We start from the raw sequence: 6,089 nt of genomic DNA, 5'->3' as shown, positions 1-6,089 counted from the left end.
ATATCATAGTATATTATTTTCGTCAACAAGTTTTTCAAGATAATTTGTATCTCTCATTTGCTGACTCTGCCTATTATATAGACTTTTCTATTACTATGCAAGTATTATTATAAAAAAATAAGAGGGGGAAAATCCCCCTCTTATTCTTCAGAAGAAACCTCTTCATTAGATTCTTCTTCTTCATCTTTCTGTGCTTTTGCTACTGTCGCTACCTCTTGCTCATCCTCTAAACGAATTAGACGAACACCTTGTGTATTACGTCCCATTTGAGAGATTTGATCAACTGGCATACGAATAATAACGCCTGCGGCTGTAATTAGCATGATGTCTTCTTCACCTGTTACAGACTTAACCGCTACTAACTTACCGTTTTTATCTGTAATGTTACAAGTCTTAAGACCTTTACCACCACGACTTTGTAGTCGATACTCTTCAACTGGAGTACGCTTACCATACCCGTTTTTCGTTACAATTAAAACATTCGTATCTTCTTCAACAATTTCCATACCTACTACTTGGTCCTCTTCGCCTAATGTAATAGCTTTTACACCAGCTGCATTACGGCCCATAGAACGTACATCTTGTTCATTGAAGCGAATTAACATACCGTTGCTTGTCCCTACGATAATATCTTTATCGCCAGATGTTAAACGTACAGAAATCACTTCATCTTCTTCACGAAGCGAAATTGCAATTAAACCGTTTGTACGTATATTTGCAAATGATGAAAGTGGCGTTCTCTTAGAAATACCTTGTTTCGTTGTAAAGAATAAGAACTGGTCGTCACCAAATTCACGAATTGGAATAATGGCATTGATCCACTCACCCTTATCTACCCCTAATAGGTTAATAATTGGTAGCCCTTTTGCAGTACGACTATACTCTGGGATTTCATATCCTTTCGTACGGTATACTTTACCCTTGTTTGTAAAGAATAAAATATGATCATGAGTAGACGTTGTTAATAAGTGTTCAACAAAGTCATCATCATTCGTACCCATTCCTTGTACACCACGTCCCCCACGGTTCTGTGTTTTGTACGTAGAAGCTGGTAACCTCTTAATATAACCGTTATGAGTTAACGTAATCGCAATGTTTTGCTCAGGAATTAAATCTTCATCTTCAATAAATTCCATACCGCCAATTGTAATTTCTGTTCGTCTCTTATCATTGAAACGCTCTTTTACTTCTGTTAATTCTTCACGAATAATCTCAAGAACTTTCTCTTCATCTGCTAAAATCGCTTTTAATTCAGCAATTAATTTCATTAAGTCTTGATATTCTTGCTCGATTTTTTCACGTTCTAATCCAGTTAAGCGTTGCAGACGCATATCTAAAATCGCTTGCGCTTGTTTCTCACTTAAACCGAAACGTTCCATTAAGCCTTGCTTTGCAATATCAGCCGTTTTTGAACTACGAATTAACATAATAACTTCATCAAGATGATCTAAAGCAATTCGTAATCCTTCTAAAATATGGGCACGTGCCTCTGCTTTTTCTAATTCATAAGCAGTACGTCTACGGATTACTACCTTCTGGTGCTCCAAATAATGATATAAGTTTTGTTTTAAGTTTAGTACTTGAGGCTCTCCATTTACAAGAGACAACATATTAATACCGAAACTTGTTTGAAGTGCTGTATGTTTATATAGATTGTTTAATAGTACGTTTGCATTAGCGTCACGACGTACTTCCATGACAATACGCATACCATTTCGGTCTGATTCATCACGTAAATCTGTAATACCTTCAATTTTCTTATCGCGAACTAATTCTGCGATTTTTTCAATTAATCGTGCCTTATTAACTTGATAAGGTAGTTCCGTTACGATAATAGATTGTTTACCATTTGATTTCTCTTCAATTTCAACTTTGGCACGAAGCATAATAGAACCTCGTCCTGTTTCATAAGCTCTCCGGATGCCACTTCGCCCTAAGATTAAACCTGATGTCGGGAAGTCTGGCCCAGGAATATATTCCATTAATTCCGCGATAGTGATATCTGGATTATGGCTTAATGCCAACACACCATCAATTACTTCGCCAAGTTGATGTGGCGGAATATTTGTTGCCATACCAACTGCAATACCTGTCGTACCGTTTACTAATAAATTAGGGAAACGCGCTGGTAATACAATCGGCTCTCTTTCCGAACCATCGTAGTTATCTTGGTAATCAATTGTATTTTTTGAAATATCACGTATTAATTCCATAGAAATCTTAGACATTCTTGCCTCTGTATAACGCATTGCCGCTGCTGAATCTCCATCTACAGAACCGAAGTTACCATGCCCATCTACAAGCATATAACGTTGACTGAAATCTTGCGCCATACGTACCATTGTTTCATAAACGGCTGAATCTCCATGAGGGTGATACTTACCGATTACTTCACCGACAATACGTGCTGATTTCTTATACGCTTTATCAGCTGTAATTCCTAAATCATTCATCGCATATAAAACCCTACGATGCACAGGTTTTAATCCATCACGAACATCTGGTAATGCACGAGATACGATAACACTCATTGCGTAATCTAAAAATGAGGTACGCATTTCATGACTAATATTAATTTCTCGAATTCGTGCTTGTTGTTGATTGTCTGACATCAACGAGCACCTCCTCTTACATTTCCGTTACACATACATTGATTTATATGTAGAAGACAGGAATACTTAGATTCCTGTCATTACTCATTTAAATATCAAGGTTTTTCACGTATTTTGCATTCTCTTGGATAAAGTTACGACGCGGTTCCACTTTATCACCCATTAAAATTTCAAATGTTTCATCTGCTTCTATTGCATCTTGAAGGGAAACTTGAAGTAACGAACGTACTTCTGGATCCATTGTCGTCTCCCATAGCTGAGTTGGATTCATCTCTCCAAGACCTTTATAACGTTGAATTCCTGGTTTCGGCTGGGCTGGTAACTCAGCTAATATTTTTTCAAGTTCTTTATCATTATAAGCATATTGAATTTTTTTACCTTGTTGCACTTTAAACAAAGGTGGCTGTGCGATATATATATATCCACACTCAATTATTTGACGCATATAACGATAGAAGAACGTTAATAATAGGGTACGAATATGCGCACCATCAACATCAGCATCGGTCATAATAATAACTTTATGATAGCGTGCTTTTTCGATATCGAAGTCCCCACCAATATTTGTACCAATCGCCGTAATAATTGTACGAACTTCATCATTTGATAAAATCTTATCTAAGCGTGCCTTTTCAACATTAATAATTTTACCCTTCAGCGGTAAAATTGCTTGAAAATGACGATCGCGTCCTTGTTTTGCAGATCCACCCGCAGAGTCACCCTCTACGATATAAATTTCACTAATTGCTGGATCTTTAGAAGAACAATCTGCCAATTTCCCTGGTAAACTTGAAACTTCTAAAGCACTCTTTCGGCGAGTTAGCTCACGAGCCTTTTTAGCTGCTACACGCGCACGTGCTGCCATCGTCCCTTTATCTACAACCTTACGTGCAACATTGGGATTTTCCAGTAAGAATTTTTCAAAAGCCTCAGAGAATACTGACTCCGTAATCGTTCTCGCTTCACTATTTCCAAGTTTCGTCTTCGTTTGCCCTTCAAATTGTGGATTTGGATGTTTAATTGACACGATTGCTGTTAAACCTTCACGAACATCTTCACCAGTCAAATTACTATCCGCATCTTTTAAAATGTTATTTTTACGACCATAATCGTTAATCACACGTGTTAAGGCAGTTTTAAATCCTACCTCATGTGTACCACCTTCATACGTATGAATATTATTTGTAAATGAGTAAATATGATTTGTATATCCTTCGTTATATTGAAGCGCAACTTCAACTTGAATACCATCTTTTGAACCTTCTACATATACAGGCTCTTCATGAATTGGTTGTTTTGAACGATTTAAATGTTCAACATATGATTTAATTCCACCTTCATAGTGGAACTCTTTCTTTTGCTTATGTTCACGTTTATCTTCAATTGTTAATTTAATATTACGATTTAAAAACGCCAACTCACGCATACGAGTCGCTAGCGTATCGAATTCATATTCTGTCGTCTCTTTAAAAATTTCTGGATCCGGTTTAAAGCGAGTTATTGTTCCCGTCTTATCTGTATCACCGATGACTTTTAAATCTGCAACCGGAATACCTCTTTTGTATTTTTGGTAATGGATTTTGCCATCACGATGTACAAATACTTCTAATTCTGTTGATAAGGCATTTACAACAGATGCACCAACACCGTGCAAACCACCAGAAACTTTATAACCGCCACCGCCAAATTTACCACCAGCGTGGAGGACAGTCATAATAACCTCTACTGCAGGACGTCCCATTTTTTCTTGTATACCAACTGGAATACCACGTCCATTATCCGTTACAAGAATACTATTATCTTCTTCGATACTAACGTTAATTTCATCGCAATATCCTGCTAACGCTTCATCGATACTATTATCGACAATCTCCCATACAAGGTGGTGAAGTCCCTTCCCACTCGTAGATCCAATATACATACCCGGACGTTTCCGAACTGCCTCTAGTCCTTCAAGTACCTGTATCTGACTTTCATCATATGCATTTTCTTGCATTTGTTTTTGTTCCATTGACACAAAGATCACCTACTTTTCCATTTAAACAGGGGTTTATGCCCTATCTATTTCACAATCTACCGTGCCGTTCGTTACATGAATTGTTTTCGCATCTTTTAATGTTTCGTGTTCAATTCCGTCGACACTCGTCGTTGTAACAAATGTTTGCACCTTTCCTTGAATTGTATTTAACAGATGTGATTGACGATAATCGTCTAATTCTGATAAAACATCATCCAGTAAAAGGATTGGATATTCTTTAACCTCTGAATAAATTAATTCAATTTCAGCTAATTTTAGGGATAGTGCGGTCGTTCGTTGTTGTCCTTGCGAACCAAAGACTTGAACATTTTTACTATTAACGAAGAATTGTAAATCATCACGATGAGGACCAATTAAAGTCGTACCACGGAAAATTTCACGTTGTTTCACAGATTGAAAACTTTCATAGTATACTTCTTTTATTTTCGACAAATCCATTGATTCTGATACATCTACACTTGGTTTATAGACAATTTCTAACTCTTCTAATCCACGGCTTATACCGCGATGAATTGGAGCTGCCCATTCCTGTAGCAAATGCAAAAATTCAAAACGTTTTTGCAGTATTTTTGCACCATGCTCAATTAGTTGAAGGGTAAATACATCCAACATCGTTTCCTCATTCTTACTATTCCCTTGCATTTTTTTCAACAAGTGATTTCGTTGCGTGAGCACCTTTTGATATTGACTTAATTCATACAAATATACAGGAGCTATTTGTCCTAATTCCATATCTAAAAAGCGTCTTCTTACTTGAGGGCTTCCTTTTACAAGATTTAAATCTTCTGGGGCAAACATGACAACGTTCATCACGCCAATATATTGACTTAACTTTTGTTGTTCAAGTTGATTTAATTTTGCCTTTTTACCTTTTTTCGAAATATTTAATTCCAAAGACAAAGAACTGTTTCTTTTTTGTAATTTCCCTTTTATTTGACCAAACTCTTCATCCCAGCGGATAAGTTCGCGATCATTAGAGGTTCTATGAGATTTCGCCATCGCTAAAACATAAATAGCTTCCATCAAGTTTGTTTTCCCTTGTGCATTTTCGCCGATAATTACATTTACCTTATCTTCAAAGGAAAGCTCTAATTTTTCATAATTGCGATAGTTTTTTAATTGTATTTCTGAAATAAACAAAGGGCTCCCCCTTTATGCCTGAACTTGGAAAGTTCCGCTTCCTGGAATTTCAATAACATCATTCGCATATAGTTTGCGACCTCTTCTATTTTCAAGTTCGTTGTTCACGTACACTTCATATTCTTGTAAAAACCATTTTACAGCGCCACCTGTATCAATTACATCAGCTAACTTTAAAAATTGTCCTAGTGTAATATACTCTGTTGAAATTTTAATATGTTTCATAAAATCGCTCACTTTCTGAAAGTGTTCATTCTTTCATTGTACTAAATAAACTAACATTAGGAAAGTAATACCCA

Annotated in this window: 4 protein-coding genes; all 4 read right to left on the bottom strand. The window is 36.4% G+C overall.

The window, feature by feature from the left end; translation table 11 throughout:
- Positions 1 to 140: 140 nt before the first annotated feature.
- Entirely contained in the window at positions 141 to 2,612 is a 2,472-nt protein-coding gene (gene gyrA, locus OXT04_RS23560) for a DNA gyrase subunit A (protein ID WP_267417961.1), read from the bottom strand.
- 88 nt (positions 2,613 to 2,700) lie between these two features.
- Positions 2,701 to 4,623 carry a DNA topoisomerase (ATP-hydrolyzing) subunit B gene (gene gyrB / locus OXT04_RS23555; protein ID WP_267417959.1) on the bottom strand — a complete coding sequence of 641 codons (1,923 nt, stop codon included), beginning with the start codon at positions 4,621 to 4,623 and terminating at the stop codon, positions 2,701 to 2,703.
- A gap of 39 nt (positions 4,624 to 4,662) precedes the next feature.
- On the bottom strand, positions 4,663 to 5,790 hold the full coding sequence (gene recF, locus OXT04_RS23550; RefSeq protein ID WP_000470755.1) for a DNA replication/repair protein RecF: 1,128 nt from the start codon (positions 5,788 to 5,790) through the stop codon (positions 4,663 to 4,665).
- Between the two features lie 12 nt (positions 5,791 to 5,802).
- On the bottom strand, positions 5,803 to 6,015 hold the full coding sequence (yaaA, locus tag OXT04_RS23545) for a S4 domain-containing protein YaaA (RefSeq protein ID WP_000680510.1): 213 nt from the start codon (positions 6,013 to 6,015) through the stop codon (positions 5,803 to 5,805).
- Positions 6,016 to 6,089: the final 74 nt, after the last annotated feature.

The sequence above is a fragment of the Bacillus sp. GC_Bacil_1 genome (assembly GCF_026540675.1).
Taxonomy (GTDB): Bacteria; Bacillota; Bacilli; order Bacillales; family Bacillaceae_G; genus Bacillus_A; species Bacillus_A cereus.
The sequence above is the reverse complement of the archived record's forward strand: the minus strand, read 5'-3'. Positions and strand labels throughout refer to the sequence as shown.

Coding starts and splice junctions, on each gene's coding strand:
- gyrA (WP_267417961.1), bottom strand. CDS start 2,612: ATGTCAGACAATCAACAACAAGCACGAATTCGAGAAATTAATATTAGT.
- gyrB (WP_267417959.1), bottom strand. CDS start 4,623: ATGGAACAAAAACAAATGCAAGAAAATGCATATGATGAAAGTCAGATA.
- yaaA (WP_000680510.1), bottom strand. CDS start 6,015: ATGAAACATATTAAAATTTCAACAGAGTATATTACACTAGGACAATTT.